Annotated in this window: 26 protein-coding genes; 6 read left to right on the top strand and 20 right to left on the bottom strand. The window is 23.4% G+C overall.

The genetic code is table 4. The features are described 5' to 3' along the window. Positions 1–74: 74 nt before the first annotated feature. The 9 genes from pheT to infC all read right to left on the bottom strand — a co-directional run bounded on the left by pheT (position 75) and on the right by infC (position 7,832). Entirely contained in the window at positions 75–2,480 is a 2,406-nt protein-coding gene (gene pheT / locus AACL03_RS01155) for a phenylalanine--tRNA ligase subunit beta (RefSeq protein WP_339038855.1), read from the bottom strand. A gap of 24 nt (positions 2,481–2,504) precedes the next feature. After that, a complete protein-coding gene (pheS, locus tag AACL03_RS01150) occupies positions 2,505–3,569 on the bottom strand; it encodes a phenylalanine--tRNA ligase subunit alpha (RefSeq protein WP_339038853.1) in 1,065 nt (354 codons plus the stop codon). 64 nt (positions 3,570–3,633) lie between these two features. After that, complete coding sequence (locus tag AACL03_RS01145) at positions 3,634–4,413, bottom strand: RNA methyltransferase (RefSeq protein ID WP_338959038.1); 780 nt, start codon at positions 4,411–4,413, stop codon at positions 3,634–3,636. Next, positions 4,391–5,098: a SprT family zinc-dependent metalloprotease gene (locus AACL03_RS01140; protein ID WP_338959036.1), complete on the bottom strand. Its 708-nt coding sequence runs from the start codon at positions 5,096–5,098 to the stop codon at positions 4,391–4,393. The genes AACL03_RS01145 and AACL03_RS01140 overlap by 23 nt, the downstream gene beginning before the upstream one ends. A gap of 35 nt (positions 5,099–5,133) precedes the next feature. Then, on the bottom strand, positions 5,134–5,637 hold the full coding sequence (locus AACL03_RS01135) for a dUTP diphosphatase (protein ID WP_338959033.1): 504 nt from the start codon (positions 5,635–5,637) through the stop codon (positions 5,134–5,136). A 31-nt stretch (positions 5,638–5,668) separates the two neighbouring features. After that, a complete protein-coding gene (locus AACL03_RS01130) occupies positions 5,669–6,529 on the bottom strand; it encodes a hypothetical protein (protein WP_339038850.1) in 861 nt (286 codons plus the stop codon). A 179-nt stretch (positions 6,530–6,708) separates the two neighbouring features. After that, a complete protein-coding gene (gene rplT, locus AACL03_RS01125) occupies positions 6,709–7,068 on the bottom strand; it encodes a 50S ribosomal protein L20 (protein WP_252320320.1) in 360 nt (119 codons plus the stop codon). 16 nt (positions 7,069–7,084) lie between these two features. Beyond that, positions 7,085–7,273: a 50S ribosomal protein L35 gene (gene rpmI, locus AACL03_RS01120; protein ID WP_338959025.1), complete on the bottom strand. Its 189-nt coding sequence runs from the start codon at positions 7,271–7,273 to the stop codon at positions 7,085–7,087. A 16-nt stretch (positions 7,274–7,289) separates the two neighbouring features. Beyond that, positions 7,290–7,832: a translation initiation factor IF-3 gene (infC, locus tag AACL03_RS01115; protein WP_174480738.1), complete on the bottom strand. Its 543-nt coding sequence runs from the start codon at positions 7,830–7,832 to the stop codon at positions 7,290–7,292. Between the two features lie 279 nt (positions 7,833–8,111). Here infC and AACL03_RS01110 point away from each other — a divergent pair, with 279 nt between their 5' ends. After that, on the top strand, positions 8,112–9,356 hold the full coding sequence (locus AACL03_RS01110) for an ISNCY family transposase (protein WP_339038837.1): 1,245 nt from the start codon (positions 8,112–8,114) through the stop codon (positions 9,354–9,356). A gap of 141 nt (positions 9,357–9,497) precedes the next feature. Here AACL03_RS01110 and AACL03_RS01105 read toward each other — a convergent pair whose 3' ends face one another. From AACL03_RS01105 to AACL03_RS01085, 5 genes are all read right to left on the bottom strand, one after another. Beyond that, positions 9,498–9,989: a hypothetical protein gene (locus AACL03_RS01105; protein ID WP_338980346.1), complete on the bottom strand. Its 492-nt coding sequence runs from the start codon at positions 9,987–9,989 to the stop codon at positions 9,498–9,500. 213 nt (positions 9,990–10,202) lie between these two features. Then, a complete protein-coding gene (locus tag AACL03_RS01100) occupies positions 10,203–11,153 on the bottom strand; it encodes an IS30 family transposase (RefSeq protein WP_339038665.1) in 951 nt (316 codons plus the stop codon). Positions 11,154–11,239: 86 nt separating this feature from the next. Next, positions 11,240–11,965 carry a hypothetical protein gene (locus AACL03_RS01095; RefSeq protein WP_339038847.1) on the bottom strand — a complete coding sequence of 242 codons (726 nt, stop codon included), beginning with the start codon at positions 11,963–11,965 and terminating at the stop codon, positions 11,240–11,242. Between the two features lie 248 nt (positions 11,966–12,213). Next, positions 12,214–13,347 carry a hypothetical protein gene (locus AACL03_RS01090; RefSeq protein WP_339038845.1) on the bottom strand — a complete coding sequence of 378 codons (1,134 nt, stop codon included), beginning with the start codon at positions 13,345–13,347 and terminating at the stop codon, positions 12,214–12,216. A gap of 257 nt (positions 13,348–13,604) precedes the next feature. Next, positions 13,605–14,708 (bottom strand): DNA alkylation repair protein, encoded by a 1,104-nt coding sequence (locus tag AACL03_RS01085; RefSeq protein ID WP_339038843.1) that lies wholly within the window; start codon positions 14,706–14,708, stop codon positions 13,605–13,607. Between the two features lie 130 nt (positions 14,709–14,838). Here AACL03_RS01085 and AACL03_RS01080 point away from each other — a divergent pair, with 130 nt between their 5' ends. The 3 genes from AACL03_RS01080 (at position 14,839) to AACL03_RS01070 (ending at position 18,643) form a co-directional block, all read left to right on the top strand. Continuing rightward, positions 14,839–15,789 (top strand): IS30 family transposase, encoded by a 951-nt coding sequence (locus AACL03_RS01080; RefSeq protein WP_339038665.1) that lies wholly within the window; start codon positions 14,839–14,841, stop codon positions 15,787–15,789. A gap of 560 nt (positions 15,790–16,349) precedes the next feature. Then, entirely contained in the window at positions 16,350–17,285 is a 936-nt protein-coding gene (locus AACL03_RS01075; RefSeq protein WP_339038841.1) for a rolling circle replication-associated protein, read from the top strand. Between the two features lie 113 nt (positions 17,286–17,398). Beyond that, complete coding sequence (locus tag AACL03_RS01070; RefSeq protein ID WP_339038837.1) at positions 17,399–18,643, top strand: ISNCY family transposase; 1,245 nt, start codon at positions 17,399–17,401, stop codon at positions 18,641–18,643. 140 nt (positions 18,644–18,783) lie between these two features. Here AACL03_RS01070 and AACL03_RS01065 read toward each other — a convergent pair whose 3' ends face one another. Together AACL03_RS01065 and AACL03_RS01060 are read right to left on the bottom strand one after the other, a co-directional pair. Continuing rightward, positions 18,784–19,260, bottom strand: coding sequence for a hypothetical protein (locus AACL03_RS01065; RefSeq protein WP_339038835.1), 477 nt, complete (start codon positions 19,258–19,260; stop codon positions 18,784–18,786). A 231-nt stretch (positions 19,261–19,491) separates the two neighbouring features. Beyond that, positions 19,492–20,043: a hypothetical protein gene (locus AACL03_RS01060; RefSeq protein WP_339038839.1), complete on the bottom strand. Its 552-nt coding sequence runs from the start codon at positions 20,041–20,043 to the stop codon at positions 19,492–19,494. 231 nt (positions 20,044–20,274) lie between these two features. Here AACL03_RS01060 and AACL03_RS01055 point away from each other — a divergent pair, with 231 nt between their 5' ends. Continuing rightward, on the top strand, positions 20,275–21,519 hold the full coding sequence (locus AACL03_RS01055) for an ISNCY family transposase (RefSeq protein WP_339038837.1): 1,245 nt from the start codon (positions 20,275–20,277) through the stop codon (positions 21,517–21,519). 140 nt (positions 21,520–21,659) lie between these two features. Here AACL03_RS01055 and AACL03_RS01050 read toward each other — a convergent pair whose 3' ends face one another. Then, positions 21,660–22,136: a hypothetical protein gene (locus tag AACL03_RS01050; RefSeq protein ID WP_339038835.1), complete on the bottom strand. Its 477-nt coding sequence runs from the start codon at positions 22,134–22,136 to the stop codon at positions 21,660–21,662. A 231-nt stretch (positions 22,137–22,367) separates the two neighbouring features. Then, the gene (locus AACL03_RS01045) at positions 22,368–22,919 is read right to left on the bottom strand and encodes a hypothetical protein (RefSeq protein WP_339038839.1); all 552 of its coding nucleotides are present in this window, start codon (positions 22,917–22,919) and stop codon (positions 22,368–22,370) included. A gap of 231 nt (positions 22,920–23,150) precedes the next feature. On the opposite strand from AACL03_RS01045, the gene AACL03_RS01040 reads away from it, so the two are divergent. Then, a complete protein-coding gene (locus AACL03_RS01040) occupies positions 23,151–24,395 on the top strand; it encodes an ISNCY family transposase (RefSeq protein ID WP_339038837.1) in 1,245 nt (414 codons plus the stop codon). Between the two features lie 140 nt (positions 24,396–24,535). On the opposite strand, the gene AACL03_RS01035 is transcribed toward AACL03_RS01040, so the two are convergent. Both AACL03_RS01035 and AACL03_RS01030 read right to left on the bottom strand, forming a co-directional pair. After that, positions 24,536–25,012 carry a hypothetical protein gene (locus AACL03_RS01035; protein ID WP_339038835.1) on the bottom strand — a complete coding sequence of 159 codons (477 nt, stop codon included), beginning with the start codon at positions 25,010–25,012 and terminating at the stop codon, positions 24,536–24,538. Between the two features lie 32 nt (positions 25,013–25,044). Continuing rightward, positions 25,045–25,905: a hypothetical protein gene (locus AACL03_RS01030; RefSeq protein WP_339038780.1), complete on the bottom strand. Its 861-nt coding sequence runs from the start codon at positions 25,903–25,905 to the stop codon at positions 25,045–25,047. Positions 25,906–26,227: the final 322 nt, after the last annotated feature.

Genomic DNA, 26,227 nt, shown 5'->3' with positions numbered 1-26,227 from the left:
TATCTCACCCAATTTAAAAATTTAATATAATAAAAAAATATATTAATGTTATTATTTAATATTTTGTTATATTTTTAACGAATAATTGCTTGAAATTTTTTCTTTAATATTTCTTGAATAATACTTATTTGTCCACTTACTTTTGTTTCATCTAATTGTTCTTCTTGACTATTAAATTTCAAATTAAAAGTTAATGAGTGTTGATTTTGTGATTTTAATTTTTCATCATTATAAAAATCTACCAAAGATATTTGTTCTAAAAAATCAATATTTGCAAATATTATAGCATTTTTTACATCAGAAAATTGAATATCGCTATTAACAATAATTGATATATCACGACTTAAAGCATTAAATTTTGATCAAAGCTTAAATTTAGAAACTACTTTTTGTTGTTCTTCTATGATTTTAACTAACTTACTACAATTAATTTCTGCTAAGAATATTTTTTCAACATTCATTATTTTTTCAGTTTGTGGATGCAGTGCGCCAATAGTAGCAATATGTTCTTGCTCATAAAAAATATCTGCGCTTAAATACGGATGCATTAAAGAATTATTATTTGTTTTATAAACAATAGAGTTAAATAAATTTGGCATAACTTTTGCTAAAAAACCATCTAAAAAACCTTTAATAAAATAATACGTACTATTAGTAATTCTATTAGTATTAATTTTTGGTCAAAAATTATCCATAATCATAAAAGCTAAATGATGATTATCATCAGTTTCATCACCTGTATAAATAGTTTCATCAGTAAAAATTTTTAATTGTGTTTCTTTACGTGCATAATTATATTGACAAATTCTTAATAAACTATCTGTCAAACTAAAACGCATAACTTCTCTTGTTAATGTCAAAGGTGCTTCTAATTTTACAGGTATTTTATATTTAAAAAAATTAAAATCATTTAATCTCTGCATACTTGTTAAACTATATGTTTTTACTTGATTAAAACCATAACTTGTTAAATGTTGTCTTCACTTCATCATTAAATTTTCCATTGCCGTTGGTGACTTAAATGATACATTAAATTGTGGTTTAATAACTGGTAATTTATCATATCCAAATACTCTGGCAACTTCTTCACTAAAATCATTAGCATTATTTAAATCACTACGATGATTAGGAACTGTTACTTTTAAAATTTCTTGATTTTTTGCATTAATTTCAATTTGACAACCAATAATAGTCAAATAATTAATTATTTCATTAACCCCAAAATTTGTACCTAAAATTTTATTAATAAAATTAAAATTAAAATTGATCACTTTTGTTTTAACTTGATAAGGAACATCATTACTAAAACCAGTAATTTCATATTTAACTTGTAATTGTCCTAAAATAAACAAATAACGTTGTAAAGCAATTAAATAATAATCAGGAACAACTGGTCTTGTTAAACGTTCTAATAATGTATTAATAAGAGCACCATGTCGCTTTGCTTGTTTACTCATTAAGGTAACATCAGGATTAATTGAAAATATAAAAACTTCTTTGGAACTTGGTTTAACTTCATATTCAATATTATGACTAACTCCTAAAACACTAAAAGCCAAATATTTATCATGTAATAAAATATCACCCTCTTTAATTTGCAAATTACCTTCTGGGTATGATTTAGGTGAAATATTTAAAGATGGTTTTTTTAAAACATCGGCACTAAAAGTAATTAAGGGTTGACCCAATTCTAACATTACTAAATGAATAATATCTTCTGATAAAGTTTTGGGTACAATATTTGCAAGTTGTAGTGTTCTTCTAATTCAAATTGGTGTTATTACAGATTTATCATCAAATTCAATCTTTAATGTTGCTAAAGCTTGAATTTTACCATTAAGAACACTAACTTGACTTTTATTATCAAATTTTCCTATACTACTAACTTCCATGTTTTTTAAAGGAATTTTAAAATAACCGCTTAATTCTCTAGCAATACTATAAATCCCCAAACAATCACTACGATTTACTGTTAAATCAATAAAAAAAATTGTATCATCTAAATTTAAATATTGTAATGGATTAATATTACCAACCATTGCATCATCTGGTAAATGAATAATACCACTTAATTCTTCTTTATTCTGAACAATACCACTTAATCCTAATTCTGTTAATGAACAAAGCATTCCTGAAGAAACAACGTCTTGAATTGTTCTTTCAACAATAGTAAGACCATTACCTAAAGTACTTCCTATCCTTGCTACAACAACTTTAATACCAATAACTACATTTGCTGCACCACAAACTATAGTTAACATTTCAGTGCCTACTGTTACTTCACAAATATTTAATTTATTTGATTTAGGATGTTTAGTAATTTTAGTAATTTGACCAACAACTAAGTTTGTATTACTGAACATTAAATTTTTTACTTGATCAACCTCAAAACCCAAACTATTTAAAGCATCAACGATTTCATAATCTTTAATGCTATTAATATTCAATCACTGCGAAATGATTTTACGTGAAACTATCATTTTATTTTATACTCCTTTTAATTTTTAAAATTGTTTTAAGAATCGAAAATCATTATTATAAAATAATCTGATATCGTCAATGCCATATTTAATCATAGTAATTCTTTCAATGCCTACACCAAAGGCAAAACCTGCTGTTGTTTCATCTAAACCAGCAGCAATAAAAACATTTGGATGAATCATACCAGCACCTAAAACTTCAATTCAACCAGTATACTTACATAATGAACAACCTTCTGTATTACATTTTGGGCAACTTACATCTACTTCAACTGAAGGCTCCGTAAATGGGAAATAACTAGGACGTAATCTTGTTTTAGTTTCCATACCAAAAAATTGCTGACAAAAATAATTTAATGTTCATTTTAAATTTGCAAAAGTAATATTAGATCCAACTAAAAACCCATCAACTTGCATAAATTGGTGAGAATGAGTAATATCATCATCATCTTTTCGATAAACATTTCCTAAACTAATAATAGCCGTGGTTTCTTTTGAATTTTTATCTTGCTCGCTAAGAATGCGTGCAGTCATATTTGTAGCGTGTGTTCTTAATAATCAACGATTAAGTTTGTCATTATTATTTTCAAGATAAAAAGTATCTTGCATATCTCTTGCTGGATGATCAAATGGTAAATTTAAGCGATTAAAATTATATTCTTCATTTTCTACTTCATTACCACTAATGATTTGATAACCCAAATTTTTAAAAATTTCAGATATTTCGGTAACAGTTTTTAATAAAGGATTGGTGTGACCAATATTAAAATCAATACCCGGTAGTGTTAAATCAATTTCTGAAGATTTAAGACGCTCATTAATGTTATCTTTCTCAATTTCATTAAATTTTTTTATTATATATTCATTAATTTCTTTTTTTAATTTATTAGCTGCTTGACCAATTTCAATTCTAAAATTATGAGGAAACTTTTCTAAAGATTTTAATATATTATTAATATCCGAATTTTTACCTAAATATTGTGATTTTAAAACTTGCAATTTATGTAAATCAGCAACTTCATCAATATTATTAAATGCTTGCTGTCTAATAATTTCTAATCTTTTTTTTAAATCGTTAACCGCTAACATTCTATTCCTCCATTAATTTATTAATATGTATAATTAAATTTTTATAATTCAAAATAAGTATAATTTATTTTAATATATTACTAGTAAATAAGCAATACGTTACTATTGCTACACTTGTTGCTAAATTTAATGATTCAACATTAAAAGAAGTTGGAATAAAAATATTACTATTAATTTTATCTTTATACTTTTTATTAATACCTTGTCCTTCATTGCCAAATAAAAAAGCATTCTTTTGCTTAAAGGTAATTTCAGATAAATTAGTACTATTATCTTCATGTAGAAATGTACCATAAATCATATAATTTGCATTTTTTACTTTTAATAAAAATTGATCAAAATTTTCATAATACACATTAGTATAAAAAATAGCTCCTTGACTTGCACTAATTACTTTGTGATTATATAAATCAACGCTTTCATTTGATAAATATACTTCAGAAATATTAAAAGCAGTAACACTGCGTAAAATATTTCCTAAATTACCTGGATCTTGAATTGTATCAATTAGAATAATATGAGAAGAATAAAAATAATTTAAAGGTTTAACAATATTACAAACGCCAATTATTGGTTGTGGTGTTTTTTGTTGTGAAATTTTTTTAATAATCATACTATTTACAACAATAACTTCAATATTATTACAAGTTTTTAATAAATTTGCATATTTGTCTAAATACTTCTCATCAACATATACTGCAAGTAATCTTTTTTTTAATAATGCAATACTAATTAAATGTTCTCCTTCAATTAAAAACTTTTTTTTAACATTGCGATGTTTTCTTTCATGTAATAAAACTAATTCTTGAATTATTGGATTTTTAAGTGAGGTTATTTGTTTCATCCATAACTCCTTGTTTTAATATTTTTTGACAATCTTGAAAATCTGGACAATATTGAGCAACAAAATTTCAAAATGTTTTTTTATGATGAGCATGAATTATATGCGTTAACTCATGAATTATAACATAATCAATTACAGCATAATCAAAATGAATTAATTTATAATTAAGTGTAATGATTTTAGTATTTGGTTGACAAACACCTCATTTATTTAACATCGAACGAATTTTTAGTACTGAAAACTCAATATTGATAATTTCTGATCAATATTGTAAGCGACTCATAAAAATATTTTTTGACTCTTCTTTTAAAAATTTTTGAATTTTAATTAATATTTGCTTATCATCTTGAATATTTGTGCATACTACCAAATTATTAAATTCAAAATAAATAATGGTTTTTTTTGAATGATACTTAGTAATTAATTTATATTTTTTACTTAAAAAATAAAGATAACTGTCATTATTATTAATAACAATATTAGGTTTTAATATAGTTTTCTTTTTTAAAATTTTAGGTAAACTTTTTAAAATGAAATCTTCAATTAATTTTTCTTGCATAAAAAATGGAGCACTAATAATAATTTGATCGTTGCGCACTTTTAAATACATATGTTTTTGTTGTTTATATGTAATAATGTACTCTCATTTTGTATTATTATAATTGAAAATTTTAACATTAGTCATTTTAATCTCCTAAATAAAACGATCACTTATTTCCATTAATAATTTTGTGATTGTCGTAAATGATTTATTTCATTTTTATAAATATAACAAGAAATAATGTCTTCACTATTAAAATTACATTTTTTACCAATTGTAAAATAAATATTTAATAATTCAAAAAAATCATTACTTGATTTTGATTTAAAAAGAGTTGTAACAAAAGCAAATAAATCAATGAATGCAAGATTAAGATCTTGATAATTTGTTTTTTCTGAAAAACTAAAATTTTGAAAATCAATATTAAGGCTATTACCGATACTAAGAATAAAATGAAGACTATCAATATATTCTTCAAGCATTACTGATTTTTCACTACTTGGTTTTGAACTTCAATATTTAAAACATCTTTGTTCATTTGCAAATTCACCTAATTCAACTAAAAGTGCTAAAAATCTAGAATTTAATGTTTTAATATCGCTAACACCACGATTAATAATTATTTTTTTATCTAACTCATTTTGAAGTTGGATAATTGTTAAAAATTGTTTTGAATTTAACATAATTAACTCACTTTCTTTTTTTAATTATTAATTAAGATTTCATTATTTTTTTATCTTTTAAATTTAATTTTTTATAAAATTTTGTAATTAATGATTTTTTATCTTTATAAATAGGATTAATTTTTGTTCCTTTTTCTAAATAAAAAGGAGATAAAGTTTTTATAATAAAAATATATGTTAAAACTAGTAATGAAATACCAACAACAGACATAAATGTAAAACGTAAAATTGGTAACCACACTGAAGTGTCTAATACTTTTTTACCAAAACTTGCTGTATAACCAGCATTACCAATAAATAAGTAATTAGTACCAAAAGAAGTATTAAAAATAAAAACACCACTACCAAATAAAGTTAAATATAATATACTTTTTTTGATATATATTTTGTCATATTCAATATGACCATATAAATATAAAAGTAAATAAGAAAAAAGAATAATAATATGAATAAAATAATAATTTCAATAAAGAAAATGCTGTGGACCAAAAACTCATTTTGTTTTATCTGGTAATAAAAATGCCAAAATAACAGAACCAATTAAAGGAAAAGTAATATTAAATAAACTTTTATTAGGAATAATTAATAGTATACCACTAGTAATATTTAATACCGAACATAATTGAAAAGGAAAATAATCATACCATTGATAATTATCACCATTCAATCCATGAACAATATAAAAACTAATATATAAAAGTATTTGAAAAATACCTAAACTACATTTAAAACTATAGCACTTACTTAAATTAGCATAAAACCTTTTAAAAATAAATAAACTAATTATCAAGAATAATGATATAGATAAGCCAATTCAATAATACATACCAAATAAAGGATTAATAACTGCTTGTGGATTACCATCAAAAAATCCAAGAAAAACAAATTGCATAATGGCCCCCTCTTTTTTTAAATTTCTTTCTTATTTTTATACTAAGAAGCGAATTTATTTTTTAATTTTACCATTAAATATATTATAAAACAAAGTTTGTGATAAAAAAATATTCTTTGAAATTTATATTAAATACATTTCTAAAACTTATCATAATTTTATATAAATTATGCAATTAATTATTTTGCTAAAGCAGATTTTGATGCCAAAACTAATTTTTCAAATTCTTCTGGTTGATTAATTGATAACTCAGACAATATTTTACGATTAAGATTAATATTAGCTTTATTTAAACCATCAATAAAACGTGAATATGATAAATCATAATTACGAACAGCTGCATTAATTCTTTGAATTCATAACTTGCGAAACTCACGTTTACAATTTTTACGATCACGATAAGCATATGCTAATGAGTTCATTACTTGTTCATTTGCTGTACGATATAAACTATGTTTTGCTCCATAATATCCTTTTGCTGCTTTTAGTATTTTTTTACGACGATGATTAGTTGTATAACCACCTTTAACTCTAGCCATTTATTTTGTCACCTTCCTAAATTAAATCTTTTAAACGCTTATAGTCAGAAGCAGATACTTCACTTCACCCACGTAATTGACGTTTTTGTTTTGTTGTTTTATTTTGAGCTAAGTGAGAAACAAAAGCACCACTACGCATTCATTTACCACTTCCTGTTACTTTAATTCTTTTTTTTAAAGCTTTTTTTGCTTTCATTTTTGGCATATTTTACCTCCTATTGTTAATTTTCTTGATTTTTCTTTTTTGGAAAAAGATAAATAGTTTGTATATTTTTTTCTTTTTTATCAAAGTTTTTATCATAAATACAAATATCTTCTAATTCTTTATAAAATTTTGTAATTACTTCAAATCCTGCTTCAGGATTATGTAATTCACGACCACGATATTTTAATGTAACTTTTACTTTGTTACCATTACTTAGAAATTTACGAGCCTTATTTGCCTTTGTTTTAATGTCATTGTTATCAATAACAACACTTAGTCGAATTTCTTTTTCTTCAACAATTGTTAATTTTTGTGCTTTTTTAACTTCTTTTTCCTTTTTTTGTTGTTCAAAACGATATGTATCAAATTTAAACATTTTACAAACAGGTGGTTTAGCATTTGGTGATATACATAATAGGTCATATCCTAAATCTTCTGCTTTTTTTAAAGCATCATTTTTTTTCATTAAACCATAATTAGTACCATCATTACCAATTAATAAAAATTCATAAAAGGGAATATTACTATTTCATAAATTATCATTATTTTTAAAAGCCATACATACCTCCTTTAATTTGCATAAATAAAAGTGTGCTAAAACGCACACTCACCACTACAAAACTTTATTTTAAAAATAAAAATTTAAAGCATTGAACCTATAACAACTTAGCTATCAGGTGAGCGTAAAAACTACTTTCTTTATGTCAAGTATTATTATATTAGATTTTTAATAAATTACAAGATTTTTTTAATATGTGTCATTATTTAGTGATAATTTCCTATTAGTTATCGAGCAAAAATTTCCCAAAAGTAAAGTTAAATATACTTGGTGATAAATATGGAAAGAAGCATGACTATGAAAGAAAAATATAAGTTTAATATTATAAATGACATTATTATTAATAAATTATCTAAACATCAAGCTAAGAATAAACTTAACCTAACTATTAGAAGAATTAACCAATTAATTCAAATTTTCAATAGAGAAGGTAAAGTTGGTTTTATTCATAAATCCCGAAATAAAATTTCTAATAAAACAACAAATTTTGAAATCAAAATTAAGATTATAAATTTATATAAAACCAAATATTATAATTTTAATTTTCAACATTTCCATGAGAAATTAAACAATGAAGAAAAAATTAAAATTTCATATAGTACACTTTATACTATATTAATTAAAGAAAAAATTACTTCACCAAAAAGACATAAAAATAAGAAAAATAACTTGCATCCTACAAGAAACCGAAGAACAAATTTTGGTGAATTAATTCAAATGGATGCAAGTAATCATCATTGATTTGGTAAGGATAAACCAAAAGCTTTTTTACATGCTGCAATTGATGATGCTACAGGCAATATTGTCGGACTATGATTTGATCATCAAGAAACATTAGATGGTTATTATAATGTTTTTTATCAAATTTTAACTAAATATGGCATACCAAAAACATTTTATACTGATAATAGAACAGTTTTTGGATATAAAAAACAAATCGATGCTGGCAAAATAAACACGGAAAATGATACTTATACTCAATTCCAAAAGTCTTGTAATGATTTAGGTGTTGAAATTATTAGAACTTCCATTCCACAAGCTAAGGGTAGAATCGAACGCTTATTTGGAACACTTCAAAGTCGCTTAATTAGTGAACTTAGACTTAATAAAATTAAAAATTTAGAAGAAGCTAATCAATTTCTTAAAATATATATAAGTATTTTTAATAAGCAATTTGCCTTACCTATTGATAATAATAAATCTGCTATGATTAAAGCTCCAAACCAAGAAGAAATAAATATTTATCTTTCAAGATTTTCTAAAAGAAAAACGGATAGTGGTTCAACTATAACATATTATGGTAAAAAGTATTTTCCTTATAAAAATAGCAAAGTTCAATACATACAACCTAGAACTGATGTAATTGTACTTAAATCGTTTATTAATGAGTTATATCTTAGTTATAATCATCAAATATATGAATTAAAAGAAATAGCACCAAAACCAATTATCAAAGAAGAGTTGATAAAAACTAAAAAGGTTTATATACCAAATAAAAACCATCCTTGAAGATATGGATACTAATAATACCAAATTAAAATTAGATAAAATTCTTTTTATAAAAGATTATTTTTGTGAATACTTAACTATATAAAATTTTAAATCGTTTGTCGAGCAGCAAATTTGATGCCTTAAAATTGATTTTAAAGATATAAAAAAATAAAATTATACACCACCAATAGCACAAGCACCAGAAGCCATTGTTGTAATACCACCAACAACATTACCAATTATGGGAATAGTATTTAAAGCACCATTAACAATAGTTAATGTGTTTTCACAATTTAAATTTGATTTATTTTCTAGATTTAGAAGTCTGTTGTCAAGTTCATTAACTTGTTTTTTTAAAGTTTCAAAATCTGCTTTGATTCCTTGAATATTTTTGTTTAATTCATCTAACTTTAATTCATGTTCAATTAAAGTTGAAATATAACTTCAATCTCTTATATAACCTTTTATTATTTCTTTTTCTTGTCTTTTTCAATTATATAATGCTTGAGGATTAAATGTTTTAGAATTATTGATTGCTTGTGGTAAAGTAGAATTTCATTCATTTATATGTGCAAATCATTGTTTAACTTTTGAATCATTTGCTATAATATTTGAAATTTCATTAAATTTATCTTGTGTTACATAGGTAAAAGTTGGTTTTGTCAAACCATAAGAATAGGGACTAAAAGTACCAACAATTATTTTTTTTCAAAATAGCCAATAAAGTGTGAGTAATTAGATTTATCCAATAAATAAACTTCTGATAATTTAAAATTATGATATTTTTTCTTTATGGCACTTTTAATTTCGTTATCAACGTTATGATTAATTTTTCCTAAATTAATTTTTATATCTGCTAAATTGTAAAGGTAAGTGCAACTAAATTATTTTTCTATCCAAATATTCGATTGGTGAAAGATAATTTAGTATTTTTCTCGGTTTTTGATTTAAAGACAATATAAATTTATGAACTTCATTTTTATTAGTTTTTGAAAAAATAAATTTTTTAGGAAATTTTTCTCTAATTAAACCATTAGTATTTTCATTAGTACCTCTTTGTCAAGGTGAATATGGATTGGCAAAATAAATTTTTACATCTAAATTTTTTTCAAGTTGTTGTCAATTTGAAAATTCTTTGCCACGATCAAAAGTAATAGTTTTAACAATGTTTTTAGGAAGAATTGATAAATAATAACTGACATTTTTATTAATAACTTTAGTAGTTCTGTTTTTAACTAATATTGCTAAAGTAAATCGTGATACTCTTTCAACTAAAGTTATTAAACATGATTTGCTTTTACCTCGTGATGATACTATAGTATCTCCTTCTCAATGACCAAGTGTTATACGATCATTAACATTTATATCTCGTTCTTTAATTGATTTACCATTAAACTTGCCACGATTTTCTTTAGATTTTCGTTTTTTACCTTTTCTTCTTAAATTTTTACTAGTAACTTTATCAAGCATTCCAAAATAAATTCAAGTATAAATTGTTTTAAAACTAATAACTCATTCTTTATGAAAATTTTTAATTCTGCCATAAATTTGTTCAGGTGATCAACCTAATAGTAATTTTTGTTGTACATATTTTACTAAATTCTTATTTTTAAACTTATGAAAACTAATATGTGATTGTTTTCGATTTTCAGCTTTATTTTGTGCAATTAATGAAAAATAATGATTATTATCTTTATTTCTATTAATTTCTCGAATAATAGTACTAATACTTCGATTAAGATTTTTAGCTATTTCACTAATTTTAAATTTAAATTTCAATTGATTCTCAATATAAATTCTTTCATCTATGCCAAGATGTTTATAACTCATATAAAAACTCCTTACTTTTTTCTAAACTAAATTTAGCATTATGAAATTTTTATATGAGAATTTTTTGCAATTTTATTTACTTGCACTTACAAGTATAACTCAGCATCTTTATTTCAATCTGGAAAATCATTTTCTAAATTATCAAGACGATTATTTGGATAATATTTCTCATCTTCTGTTATTATTCTTACTGATTCAAAATCAAATCAATTAAATGGTTTTTCATAAAGTACAATTTCTATACGTTCTTTTCTAGAACTATCTGTATATACTTTTTCAATTTTTGAAAAATTATCTCAAATTGTTTTACCTACTTGTTGTATTTCTTTTCATGTTCATGGAAAAATTGCAGTAATTGAAATATCATTAGAATTATATCGTTGCATCATATCCTCTTTAAATTTTTCGCCAAGTTCTCATGCAGGATTATCTTTTCAATAATGATAATCAGCTATTATTCCTTCAAAAGTTTTTGGTGTAAATGAACAAGTTACTTTACCTCAACTACCCCTTATTTCGTTTTTACCATTTAATGTTCTTTTTAATCGATTTCTGTGTTTTTCATGACGATGTTTATTCATATTTATTTTGCTATTTGTTGTTGGGTTGTTAATAATAAAATCTGTTTGATTATTACTTGCAAAATTTAATTGTTGATTTACTAAATCTAAACTAGTCGTATTTTTTCTAACTCAATTTTTAATATTTGAATTATCAATTGACTTACCATTAATACCTTGTATTTTATTATTTAAAAGTGGAGCAGTTAATACTCACAATTTAAATCAATAACTTGGACTAAAATATTTCATAATTTTGTTCTCCTTTGAAAGTAAATATAAAAATATTTACTTTCAAAACAAAGCAACTTTTATTTGTTAAATTTTACTTCTTTTTTATTTTTTTTGATAAATATTTTTGGGAAATTTTCACTCGATATTGACAGATTTTTTTAATATGTTAATACATAAATTTAAATAAAAATAAAAAAACTTACTATATAATTAGGCAGCAAGTCTTTTATTTTTATTAATTTTAATACTAATTACTTATATATAACCTATCTTTTATTAAAATTTTTAGCTGTATATAAGATTCCTTGCGATCCAGCAGCATAAATTGAATCATCTGGACCAACTGCTAAAGCAAAAATATGATCATCAGTATTTTTTATTCCAGATAATTCAGAACATAAATCTGTACCTTCTATTTTTTTATATACTTTATTGGAGTCAATACCAACAAATAAATTATTATTTCTATCAATGACTAAACGTTTAACCTCGTGGTTTGGATTTGTTTCTAAGATTACCTCATATATTCCATTCTTTATCTTATAAAGACGACCATTTCAAGAACCAGCAAAAACAGTATTATCCTTGTCAACTACTAAACTATCAATTTGATGTCCATCGTTTATTTGTTGAAATATTCCAAAAGTTTGACTTATTTTATCGGTTTTATAAATTATTCCACGATCATCATCACCAGCATAAATTGAACCATCTGGACCAACTGCTAAACTTCTAATATGATCACCATTTGTTCCTTGCATTAAACTAGTGCTTCCATTTTTGCTGATTTTGAATACACCAGTATCACTACCAACATAAACGGTTTCAGTATTTTTATCAAATGTTAAAGCTCAAATTCAGTTTTTTGGTCCTGGTATTATAATTTTTTCAAAACTACGTACACCATCGCTCTTATAAACAAAGCCATTATCACTACCAACATAAACATTATCTTCATTATCAATTACTAAGGCTCTAACTGCCCAATATCCTTCTAATCCTGCCATTAAAATTTCTAATCCTGTTGGAGTAATCTTATAAACCTTATCTTCTTGTGCTCTAAAAATATTACCTTGTGAATCAACACCTAAAGCATAAATGTTTCCATTTGTTAATTTTTGAGAAACAAAATTAGTAATACTATAATACAAATTAACTGTTCCTATATAATCACCTTTGCCAATAATTGTAGCAATACTAGTATCTTGTCTTTTAATATCAAAATCATTAATAGTTAATGATTTAATTGCATGATTTGCTTCAATAATACCTATTAGTAAACTCATTTTAGATGGTGCTAAATCCTTACCACTATTAATAAGTCCTAAATTATTATTTACTATTATATCTGCTAAGTTAATTGCACTATGTTTATTTTCTAAACGTTTTTTATTTTGCATATAATTAGTTGTAATATTAGTTTTTTACTCAATTCTGTTTAATAAATTAGTTAAATTTCCTGTGGTTGTTGCAAGTGTTAAAACACTTAATGTTTTTATTATTTTTTTCATAAAGACCCCCTTTTTGATACTAATAATAGTTTTTTATACTATACAATATATATTAAATCTTTTAAAATAAAAAAACAAATCTTTTAATTTTCCAATTTTGTAATCTAATAAAATCGATATTTAGGTTAATCAAATAATTAGTTACACTATCTAATAGCCAATATCTTAAAATCTAATGTATCTCAATCAGTACCATTCACAATAAGTGTAATTGAATGAATTCCTGGGTAATGTTTCCTTGTACTTATATCTGCAAAACAATGTTTTTTTGCGTAAAATTTCTTCATATTTTCCTTTAAATATATCTCTGATATTTGGAATATTTTACGATTCCGTTTACCACTTGCTTTCACATAATCAATACCATATTCTAATCGTACCTTGATTGCTTTTTTTGTCTCAATCTTAAAAGAAAAAGTCATATTTTCTCCAATAGAAACAAATTCAGTACCTAAAGCAAAATCAATCACATTTACACAATCAATATTGGTAAAACCAAAGATTTTCATTACCTCCATATTGCCTTTTTTCAAAAGGGTCCTACAACCGTGCTTTACAATCCAATCAGTCTGATTGTTTTTACCATATCATTCCTTTGCAATTTTTGTAACCAAGTCAGGATGTGTTTTAGAAATATCATTTAGATTATTTGCTACACTTTTACGAACATAAAAAGAGGGATCGGCTTTTAATTGTTCTAAAATTTTAAGAATTGGATATGGATTTTTTTTGAAATTTGTTAATACTTGTCCTCATGGTAATTGGGGACGACAACCTTCACTAGCAAGTCGTCGCACATGCTCATTATCATGCTTAGATCAAACAAGCATTTGCTGCATCATACGCTTTTCATGTTTTATAATAAATTGTCTCACTGCAAATTCAGAAGATGAAAATTGTGTATACCTTTCTAATGCAGCTATTGACAAATCCCAATGATGTTCATTTTGTCCATAGATTTCAACAAAATTTGGAAAAAACATTAGTGAAAAATCATTAAATCCTACAGGATAAAGATCAATGATCTTATCAATGATAGCAAGTACCTGTTCATAACTGGTTGGTAAATATCTTCCTAAATTAATAGCAATTTTCCTCATACGGGCTTTCAATTCTAACTTATCTCATGTTTCATCTATAATGTCATTGATAAAATCATCAATTTTAAATAAAGGGTATATGGTTCTAATAGTTACAGCCAGATCTTGGAGTGACTGGTAATTATACCTATTTTTTAATAATTTTGGCATACTATTTTCCTTTTAATTTTTATTAAGCTGAGTTATACTTGTAAGTGCAAGTAAATAAAATTGCAAAAAATTCTCATATAAAAATTTCATAATGCTAAATTTAGTTTAGAAAAAAGTAAGGAGTTTTTATATGAGTTATAAACATCTTGGCATAGATGAAAGAATTTATATTGAGAATCAATTGAAATTTAAATTTAAAATTAGTGAAATAGCTAAAAATCTTAATCGAAGTATTAGTACTATTATTCGAGAAATTAATAGAAATAAAGATAATAATCATTATTTTTCATTAATTGCACAAAATAAAGCTGAAAATCGAAAACAATCACATATTAGTTTTCATAAGTTTAAAAATAAGAATTTAGTAAAATATGTACAACAAAAATTACTATTAGGTTGATCACCTGAACAAATTTATGGCAGAATTAAAAATTTTCATAAAGAATGAGTTATTAGTTTTAAAACAATTTATACTTGAATTTATTTTGGAATGCTTGATAAAGTTACTAGTAAAAATTTAAGAAGAAAAGGTAAAAAACGAAAATCTAAAGAAAATCGTGGCAAGTTTAATGGTAAATCAATTAAAGAACGAGATATAAATGTTAATGATCGTATAACACTTGGTCATTGAGAAGGAGATACTATAGTATCATCACGAGGTAAAAGCAAATCATGTTTAATAACTTTAGTTGAAAGAGTATCACGATTTACTTTAGCAATATTAGTTAAAAACAGAACTACTAAAGTTATTAATAAAAATGTCAGTTATTATTTATCAATTCTTCCTAAAAACATTGTTAAAACTATTACTTTTGATCGTGGCAAAGAATTTTCAAATTGACAACAACTTGAAAAAAATTTAGATGTAAAAATTTATTTTGCCAATCCATATTCACCTTGACAAAGAGGTACTAATGAAAATACTAATGGTTTAATTAGAGAAAAATTTCCTAAAAAATTTATTTTTTCAAAAACTAATAAAAATGAAGTTCATAAATTTATATTGTCTTTAAATCAAAAACCGAGAAAAATACTAAATTATCTTTCACCAATCGAATATTTGGATAGAAAAATAATTTAGTTGCACTTACCTTTACAATTTAGCTTAATAAAAAATTATTAATAATATTTTATCATTGTTTTTCCTTCTTTTTTATACATAAAAAACCAATGAAAAAATAATTAATATCAATTTCCTTTACATTAATATTTGTTACATTTCTTATGATAAAGCATCAAGATTATTTTTAATTTAATATTATTTTAATATCAATAATAAAGGTAATGTTTAAAATAATATATTTTATAGTTAAAATGTTAAAATTATTATTATTAATATTTTTAGTTAAGTATCATTTTTCACCGCAAGTTTAGAATTTTAAAAAAACATCTTAGTTGATGTTTTCTTTTTTATTTTTTTGATTTTCTCGTTTATCTCCATACATTAAAGTTTTTAAGAAAAAATGAATAGGAATTCAAATAATTGTGATACATAAAAGTATAGAAATAGAACTAATAATGCGTTTAAAAATTTTCATAAATATCTCTTTTTTTAATTTTTAATGATATGCTTATTAAAGATTTATATTTTTTTATAAATCATTTAATTTTATTAAAAATTCTTGTCCGAGATGATTATAAATGAATATTTCATATAATTTTTATGTTAAAAAAATTTTTTATGCTTGTTATGTTAAAAATGTTGTTTTACCTATTGATATTTTAAAAAATGAAAGAAATAAATTAGGTATAAAGAATATTGGTAATATTACTAAATTAAGAAATAATAATGTTCGTACTAAATGTAAATTAGTTCAAAAAGCATTACATAATTTTTATAATGCAAAAGTTTTAAGTTTTTTAACTTTAACTTATCATAAAAATGAAACTGATATTAGAAAAGCAAAACATGATTTACAATTATTCTTTAAACGTTTAAAACGTTGATGAAATGACCCTAAACGTTCTAAATATTTAGGTGAATTAAGATATTTTTATGTTTATGAATATCAAAAACGAGGAGCCGTACATTTTCATATATTATTTAATCGTAAAATACCTTATAGTATGATAACTAAATGATGACCACATGTTGGTAATAATAAAGGTATTGATTTAAAAGTTGTACATAAAGGTACAAATGAATTTGTGGTTAAATATTTGAGTAAATATGTAACAAAAGTACAAGAAAATATTAAATCTTTAAATCAAAAAGATGTTGGTATTCAAGCATATTCTTTTAGTAGAAATTGTAAAAATCCGCTTGTAGTTCGTGGTACTAAAATGTTAAGTTTACAAGAATTAGTACAAGCATGTGAAAAAGCAAAAGAATTTTATTTATTTAAAACTAAATCAAATGAACAAGGTGTTACTTATTTAATTGGCGGAAGTTATGATTATATTGCTAGTTGTGATTACTTTAAAGATTTTAACTATTATATTAGTTTAGAAAGTTTACGATTTAGATATTGATTAAAAAATAAATTTAATAGAAATGATATTTTAGATTTTATTTATAAAGTTTTTGATAAAAGTAAAATTGAAAAAATATTTTTAAATAAGCAAATTTTACATTAATTTTAAATTTTTTCAAGTAAAATAATACTATTGTCATTATTTAGTGATAATTTCCTATTAGTTATCGAGTGAAAATTTCCCAAAAGTAAAGTTAAATATACTTGGTGATAAATATGGAAAGAAGCATGACTATGAAAGAAAAATATAAGTTTAATATTATAAATGACATTATTATTAATAAATTATCTAAACATCAAGCTAAGAATAAACTTAACCTAACTATTAGAAGAATTAACCAATTAATTCAAATTTTCAATAGAGAAGGTAAAGTTGGTTTTATTCATAAATCCCGAAATAAAATTTCTAATAAAACAACAAATTTTGAAATCAAAATTAAGATTATAAATTTATATAAAACCAAATATTATAATTTTAATTTTCAACATTTCCATGAGAAATTAAACAATGAAGAAAAAATTAAAATTTCATATAGTACACTTTATACTATATTAATTAAAGAAAAAATTACTTCACCAAAAAGACATAAAAATAAGAAAAATAACTTGCATCCTACAAGAAACCGAAGAACAAATTTTGGTGAATTAATTCAAATGGATGCAAGTAATCATCATTGATTTGGTAAGGATAAACCAAAAGCTTTTTTACATGCTGCAATTGATGATGCTACAGGAAATATTGTCGGACTATGATTTGATCATCAAGAAACATTAGATGGTTATTATAATGTTTTTTATCAAATTTTAACTAAATATGGCATACCAAAAACATTTTATACTGATAATAGAACAGTTTTTGGATATAAAAAACAAATCGATGCTGGCAAAATAAACACGGAAAATGATACTTATACTCAATTCCAAAAGTCTTGTAATGATTTAGGTGTTGAAATTATTAGAACTTCCATTCCACAAGCTAAGGGTAGAATCGAACGCTTATTTGGAACACTTCAAAGTCGCTTAATTAGTGAACTTAGACTTAATAAAATTAAAAATTTAGAAGAAGCTAATCAATTTCTTAAAATATATATAAGTATTTTTAATAAGCAATTTGCCTTACCTATTGATAATAATAAATCTGCTATGATTAAAGCTCCAAACCAAGAAGAAATAAATATTTATCTTTCAAGATTTTCTAAAAGAAAAACGGATAGTGGTTCAACTATAACATATTATGGTAAAAAGTATTTTCCTTATAAAAATAGCAAAGTTCAATACATACAACCTAGAACTGATGTAATTGTACTTAAATCGTTTATTAATGAGTTATATCTTAGTTATAATCATCAAATATATGAATTAAAAGAAATAGCACCAAAACCAATTATCAAAGAAGAGTTGATAAAAACTAAAAAGGTTTATATACCAAATAAAAACCATCCTTGAAGATATGGATACTAATAATACCAAATTAAAATTAGATAAAATTCTTTTTATAAAAGATTATTTTTGTGAATACTTAACTATATAAAATTTTAAATCGTTTGTCGAGCAGCAAATTTGATGCCTTAAAATTGATTTTAAAGATATAAAAAATAAAATTATACACCACCAATAGCACAAGCACCAGAAGCCATTGTTGTAATACCACCAACAACATTACCAATTATGGGAATAGTATTTAAAGCACCATTAACAATAGTTAATGTGTTTTCACAATTTAAATTTGATTTATTTTCTAGATTTAGAAGTCTGTTGTCAAGTTCATTAACTTGTTTTTTTAAAGTTTCAAAATCTGCTTTGATTCCTTGAATATTTTTGTTTAATTCATGTTCAATTAAAGTTGAAATATAACTTCAATCTCTTATATAACCTTTTATTATTTCTTTTTCTTGTCTTTTTCAATTATATAATGCTTGAGGATTAAATGTTTTAGAATTATTGATTGCTTGTGGTAAAGTAGAATTTCATTCATTTATATGTGCAAATCATTGTTTAACTTTTGAATCATTTGCTATAATATTTGAAATTTCATTAAATTTATCTTGTGTTACATAGGTAAAAGTTGGTTTTGTCAAACCATAAGAATAGGGACTAAAAGTACCAACAATTATTTTTTTTCAAAATAGCCAATAAAGTGTGAGTAATTAGATTTATCCAATAAATAAACTTCTGATAATTTAAAATTATGATATTTTTTCTTTATGGCACTTTTAATTTCGTTATCAACGTTATGATTAATTTTTCCTAAATTAATTTTTATATCTTTATTTCAATCTGGAAAATCATTTTCTAAATTATCAAGACGATTATTTGGATAATATTTCTCATCTTCTGTTATTATCTCAAATTGTTTTACCTACTTGTTGTATTTCTTTTCATGTTCATGGAAAAATTGCAGTAATTGAAATATCATTAGAATTATATCGTTGCATCATATCCTCTTTAAATTTTTCGCCAAGTTCTCATGCAGGATTATCTTTTCAATAATGATAATCAGCTATTATTCCTTCAAAAGTTTTTGGTGTAAATGAACAAGTTACTTTACCTCAACTACCCCTTATTTCGTTTTTACCATTTAATGTTCTTTTTAATCGATTTCTGTGTTTTTCATGACGATGTTTATTCATATTTATTTTGCTATTTGTTGTTGGGTTGTTAATAATAAAATCTGTTTGATTATTACTTGCAAAATTTAATTGTTGATTTACTAAATCTAAACTAGTCGTATTTTTTCTAACTCAATTTTTAATATTTGAATTATCAATTGACTTACCATTAATACCTTGTATTTTATTATTTAAAAGTGGAGCAGTTAATACTCACAATTTAAATCAATAACTTGGACTAAAATATTTCATAATTTTGTTCTCCTTTGAAAGTAAATATAAAAATATTTACTTTCAAAACAAAGCAACTTTTATTTGTTAAATTTTACTTCTTTTTTATTTTTTTTGATAAATATTTTTGGGAAATTTTCACTCGATATTGACAGTAAAATAATACTATTTGTCATTATTTAGTGATAATTTCCTATTAGTTATCGAGTGAAAATTTCCCAAAAGTAAAGTTAAATATACTTGGTGATAAATATGGAAAGAAGCATGACTATGAAAGAAAAATATAAGTTTAATATTATAAATGACATTATTATTAATAAATTATCTAAACATCAAGCTAAGAATAAACTTAACCTAACTATTAGAAGAATTAACCAATTAATTCAAATTTTCAATAGAGAAGGTAAAGTTGGTTTTATTCATAAATCCCGAAATAAAATTTCTAATAAAACAACAAATTTTGAAATCAAAATTAAGATTATAAATTTATATAAAACCAAATATTATAATTTTAATTTTCAACATTTCCATGAGAAATTAAACAATGAAGAAAAAATTAAAATTTCATATAGTACACTTTATACTATATTAATTAAAGAAAAAATTACTTCACCAAAAAGACATAAAAATAAGAAAAATAACTTGCATCCTACAAGAAACCGAAGAACAAATTTTGGTGAATTAATTCAAATGGATGCAAGTAATCATCATTGATTTGGTAAGGATAAACCAAAAGCTTTTTTACATGCTGCAATTGATGATGCTACAGGAAATATTGTCGGACTATGATTTGATCATCAAGAAACATTAGATGGTTATTATAATGTTTTTTATCAAATTTTAACTAAATATGGCATACCAAAAACATTTTATACTGATAATAGAACAGTTTTTGGATATAAAAAACAAATCGATGCTGGCAAAATAAACACGGAAAATGATACTTATACTCAATTCCAAAAGTCTTGTAATGATTTAGGTGTTGAAATTATTAGAACTTCCATTCCACAAGCTAAGGGTAGAATCGAACGCTTATTTGGAACACTTCAAAGTCGCTTAATTAGTGAACTTAGACTTAATAAAATTAAAAATTTAGAAGAAGCTAATCAATTTCTTAAAATATATATAAGTATTTTTAATAAGCAATTTGCCTTACCTATTGATAATAATAAATCTGCTATGATTAAAGCTCCAAACCAAGAAGAAATAAATATTTATCTTTCAAGATTTTCTAAAAGAAAAACGGATAGTGGTTCAACTATAACATATTATGGTAAAAAGTATTTTCCTTATAAAAATAGCAAAGTTCAATACATACAACCTAGAACTGATGTAATTGTACTTAAATCGTTTATTAATGAGTTATATCTTAGTTATAATCATCAAATATATGAATTAAAAGAAATAGCACCAAAACCAATTATCAAAGAAGAGTTGATAAAAACTAAAAAGGTTTATATACCAAATAAAAACCATCCTTGAAGATATGGATACTAATAATACCAAATTAAAATTAGATAAAATTCTTTTTATAAAAGATTATTTTTGTGAATACTTAACTATATAAAATTTTAAATCGTTTGTCGAGCAGCAAATTTGATGCCTTAAAATTGATTTTAAAGATATAAAAAATAAAATTATACACCACCAATAGCACAAGCACCAGAAGCCATTGTTGTAATACCACCAACAACATTACCAATTATGGGAATAGTATTTAAAGCACCATTAACAATAGTTAATGTGTTTTCACAATTTAAATTTGATTTATTTTCTAGATTTAGAAGTCTGTTGTCAAGTTCATTAACTTGTTTTTTTAAAGTTTCAAAATCTGCTTTGATTCCTTGAATATTTTTGTTTAATTCATGTTCAATTAAAGTTGAAATATAACTTCAATCTCTTATATAACCTTTTATTATTTCTTTTTCTTGTCTTTTTCAATTATATAATGCTTGAGGATTAAATGTTTTAGAATTATTGATTGCTTGTGGTAAAGTAGAATTTCATTCATTTATATGTGCAAATCATTGTTTAACTTTTGAATCATTTGCTATAATATTTGAAATTTCATTAAATTTATCTTGTGTTACATAGGTAAAAGTTGGTTTTGTCAAACCATAAGAATAGGGACTAAAAGTACCAACAATTATTTTTTTTCAAAATAGCCAATAAAGTGTGAGTAATTAGATTTATCCAATAAATAAACTTCTGATAATTTAAAATTATGATATTTTTTCTTTATGGCACTTTTAATTTCGTTATCAACGTTATGATTAATTTTTCCTAAATTAATTTTTATATCTTTATTTCAATCTGGAAAATCATTTTCTAAATTATCAAGACGATTATTTGGATAATATTTCTCATCTTCTGTTATTATCTCAAATTGTTTTACCTACTTGTTGTATTTCTTTTCATGTTCATGGAAAAATTGCAGTAATTGAAATATCATTAGAATTATATCGTTGCATCATATCCTCTTTAAATTTTTCGCCAAGTTCTCATGCAGGATTATCTTTTCAATAATGATAATCAGCTATTATTCCTTCAAAAGTTTTTGGTGTAAATGAACAAGTTACTTTACCTCAACTACCCCTTATTTCGTTTTTACCATTTAATGTTCTTTTTAATCGATTTCTGTGTTTTTCATGACGATGTTTATTCATATTTATTTTGCTATTTGTTGTTGGGTTGTTAATAATAAAATCTGTTTGATTATTACTTGCAAAATTTAATTGTTGATTTACTAAATCTAAACTAGTCGTATTTTTTCTAACTCAATTTTTAATATTTGAATTATCAATTGACTTACCATTAATACCTTGTATTTTATTATTTAAAAGTGGAGCAGTTAATACTCACAATTTAAATCAATAACTTGGACTAAAATATTTCATAATTTTGTTCTCCTTTGAAAGTAAATATAAAAATATTTACTTTCAAAACAAAGCAACTTTTATTTGTTAAATTTTACTTCTTTTTTATTTTTTTTGATAAATATTTTTGGGAAATTTTCACTCGATATTGACAGTAAAATAATACTATTTGTCATTATTTAGTGATAATTTCCTATTAGTTATCGAGTGAAAATTTCCCAAAAGTAAAGTTAAATATACTTGGTGATAAATATGGAAAGAAGCATGACTATGAAAGAAAAATATAAGTTTAATATTATAAATGACATTATTATTAATAAATTATCTAAACATCAAGCTAAGAATAAACTTAACCTAACTATTAGAAGAATTAACCAATTAATTCAAATTTTCAATAGAGAAGGTAAAGTTGGTTTTATTCATAAATCCCGAAATAAAATTTCTAATAAAACAACAAATTTTGAAATCAAAATTAAGATTATAAATTTATATAAAACCAAATATTATAATTTTAATTTTCAACATTTCCATGAGAAATTAAACAATGAAGAAAAAATTAAAATTTCATATAGTACACTTTATACTATATTAATTAAAGAAAAAATTACTTCACCAAAAAGACATAAAAATAAGAAAAATAACTTGCATCCTACAAGAAACCGAAGAACAAATTTTGGTGAATTAATTCAAATGGATGCAAGTAATCATCATTGATTTGGTAAGGATAAACCAAAAGCTTTTTTACATGCTGCAATTGATGATGCTACAGGAAATATTGTCGGACTATGATTTGATCATCAAGAAACATTAGATGGTTATTATAATGTTTTTTATCAAATTTTAACTAAATATGGCATACCAAAAACATTTTATACTGATAATAGAACAGTTTTTGGATATAAAAAACAAATCGATGCTGGCAAAATAAACACGGAAAATGATACTTATACTCAATTCCAAAAGTCTTGTAATGATTTAGGTGTTGAAATTATTAGAACTTCCATTCCACAAGCTAAGGGTAGAATCGAACGCTTATTTGGAACACTTCAAAGTCGCTTAATTAGTGAACTTAGACTTAATAAAATTAAAAATTTAGAAGAAGCTAATCAATTTCTTAAAATATATATAAGTATTTTTAATAAGCAATTTGCCTTACCTATTGATAATAATAAATCTGCTATGATTAAAGCTCCAAACCAAGAAGAAATAAATATTTATCTTTCAAGATTTTCTAAAAGAAAAACGGATAGTGGTTCAACTATAACATATTATGGTAAAAAGTATTTTCCTTATAAAAATAGCAAAGTTCAATACATACAACCTAGAACTGATGTAATTGTACTTAAATCGTTTATTAATGAGTTATATCTTAGTTATAATCATCAAATATATGAATTAAAAGAAATAGCACCAAAACCAATTATCAAAGAAGAGTTGATAAAAACTAAAAAGGTTTATATACCAAATAAAAACCATCCTTGAAGATATGGATACTAATAATACCAAATTAAAATTAGATAAAATTCTTTTTATAAAAGATTATTTTTGTGAATACTTAACTATATAAAATTTTAAATCGTTTGTCGAGCAGCAAATTTGATGCCTTAAAATTGATTTTAAAGATATAAAAAATAAAATTATACACCACCAATAGCACAAGCACCAGAAGCCATTGTTGTAATACCACCAACAACATTACCAATTATGGGAATAGTATTTAAAGCACCATTAACAATAGTTAATGTGTTTTCACAATTTAAATTTGATTTATTTTCTAGATTTAGAAGTCTGTTGTCAAGTTCATTAACTTGTTTTTTTAAAGTTTCAAAATCTGCTTTGATTCCTTGAATATTTTTGTTTAATTCATGTTCAATTAAAGTTGAAATATAACTTCAATCTCTTATATAACCTTTTATTATTTCTTTTTCTTGTCTTTTTCAATTATATAATGCTTGAGGATTAAATGTTTTAGAATTATTGATTGCTTGTGGTAAAGTAGAATTTCATTCATTTATATGTGCAAATCATTGTTTAACTTTTGAATCATTTGCTATAATATTTGAAATTTCATTAAATTTATCTTGTGTTACATAGGTAAAAGTTGGTTTTGTCAAACCATAAGAATAGGGACTAAAAGTACCAACAATTATTTTTTTTCAAAATAGCCAATAAAGTGTGAGTAATTAGATTTATCCAATAAATAAACTTCTGATAATTTAAAATTATGATATTTTTTCTTTATGGCACTTTTAATTTCGTTATCAACGTTATGATTAATTTTTCCTAAATTAATTTTTATATCTTTATTTCAATCTGGAAAATCATTTTCTAAATTATCAAGACGATTATTTGGATAATATTTCTCATCTTCTGTTATTATTCTTACTGATTCAAAATCAAATCAATTAAATGGTTTTTCATAAAGTACAATTTCTATACGTTCTTTTCTAGAACTATCTGTATATACTTTTTCAATTTTTGAAAAATTATCTCAAATTGTTTTACCTACTTGTTGTATTTCTTTTCATGTTCATGGAAAAATTGCAGTAATTGAAATATCATTAGAATTATATCGTTGCATCATATCCTCTTTAAATTTTTCGCCAAGTTCTCATGCAGGATTATCTTTTCAATAATGATAATCAGCTATTATTCCTTCAAAAGTTTTTGGTGTAAATGAACAAGTTACTTTACCTCAACTACCCCTTATTTCGTTTTTACCATTTAATGTTCTTTTTAATCGATTTCTGTGTTTTTCATGACGATGTTTATTCATATTTATTTTGCTATTTGTTGTTGGGTTGTTAATAATAAAATCTGTTTGATTATTACTTGCAAAATTTAATTGTTGATTTACTAAATCTAAACTAGTCGTATTTTTTCTAACTCAATTTTTAATATTTGAATTATCAATTGACTTACCATTAATACCTTGTATTTTATTATTTAAAAGTGGAGCAGTTAATACTCACAATTTAAATCAATAACTTGGACTAAAATATTTCATAATTTTGTTCTCCTTTGAAAGTAAATATAAAAATATTTACTTTCAAAACAAAGCAACTTTTATTTGTTAAATTTTACTTCTTTTTTATTTTTTTTGATAAATATTTTTGGGAAATTTTCACTCGATATTGACAGTAAAATATATACTATATTTGTATTTTATTTTGTTTTTGTTATACTTTTATTATAGTAAGTAATGTTTATTTTACTCGCATGGAATAAAATATTACTTACTTTTTCATTTTTATATTTATTGATTTTTTTATAATATTTGATATTATTAATTTATAAGTTTATATTGTTTTAGATTAGTTTTTAAATAA

This window comes from Spiroplasma endosymbiont of Andrena trimmerana, from assembly GCF_964019575.1.
Classification (GTDB): Bacteria; Bacillota_I; Bacilli_A; order Mycoplasmatales; family VBWQ01; genus Spiroplasma_E.
Note: the sequence above shows the minus strand (reverse complement) of the source record. Positions and strands in the feature narration are given on the sequence as shown.